The 1,078-nt window shown below is 63.5% G+C and carries 1 protein-coding gene; it reads left to right on the top strand.

Going from position 1 to position 1,078, the window contains the following annotated elements; genetic code table 11:
• Positions 1–62 precede the first annotated feature (62 nt).
• On the top strand, positions 63–1,078 hold a 1,016-nt coding region (locus ACR0MQ_RS22925; RefSeq protein WP_480611275.1), incomplete at its 3' end, for a tyrosine-type recombinase/integrase.

Here is a 1,078-nt window from a genome sequence, read left to right as displayed (position 1 = left end):
TGATAAGTATCCCTTATCATGATTGATTGAAATTTGCCGCGAAGCGGTGCAGAATGTACCCCATGAAGCCCCCTGCGCCCTATCTCCCAGCTGCCTCCCCTGCCCTGTCTCGGGCGGATCAGGACGCCCTGACCGATCTTTATGTCCGCGGCACGCCCGCCAATACGTTGCGGGCTTATGAGCGCGACCTGCTCTATGTGACCGCGTGGAAAACAGCGCGTTTCGGGTCAGCGCTGGATTGGCCGGAAAGTGAGCCCATCGCGCTGGCGTTCATTCTCGATCACGCCCGCGATCTGAACGACGCACCAGAAACGGATGTAGCGCGCGAAAGCGCAGAAGCGATGATCGCGCAAGGGCTGCGCAAGTCCCTCTCCTGCCCGGCCCCGTCGACGCTCGATCGGCGCATCGCCTCCTTGCTGGCCTTTCACCGAATGAAGAACCTGACTTCGCCCTTCGACGCGCCCCAGGTCAAGCAAGCCCGTGCCAAGGCCCGCCGCGCCGCTGCCCGGCCCCCTGCCCCGAAGTCTCAGCATCCGATCACACGGGACATTCTCGAGCAGCTGCTGGCCACCTGTCGTGGCAGCCGTCGCGATTGCCGGGATCGGGCTTTGCTGATGTTGGGCTGGGCCTCGGGTGGCCGCCGCCGCTCCGAGATCACCGGGTTGATGCGCGAGGATGTCAGCCTGAAGGAGTTCGATAAGGAAGGTCTGGTCTGGCTTTCGCTGCTGGAGACCAAGACCACCGCCAAGGGTGAGACCCCGCGCTTGGTACTGAAGACCCGCGCAGCTCAGGCGCTGGTGCATTGGATCGAGGTGGGACAGATCAGCGATGGCCCCCTCTTCCGCCCCGTCTCCAAGGCCGACCGGGTACTGAAACGCCGTCTGTCTCCAGATGCGATCTATCAGATCGTCAAATATCGCCTGAAACGTGCCGGGCTACCTGAGGGCTTCGCCTCACCCCATGGGCTGCGCTCGGGGTTTCTGACCCAGGCCGCACTGGACGGTGCGCCCATCCAGGCCGCCATGCGCCTGTCACTGCACCGCTCCCTGGCCCAGGCGCAGAAATACTACGATGACGT

It is taken from the genome of Ruegeria sp. AN6 (assembly GCF_056540425.1).
The sequence above is the reverse complement of the archived record's forward strand: the minus strand, read 5'-3'. Positions and strand labels throughout refer to the sequence as shown.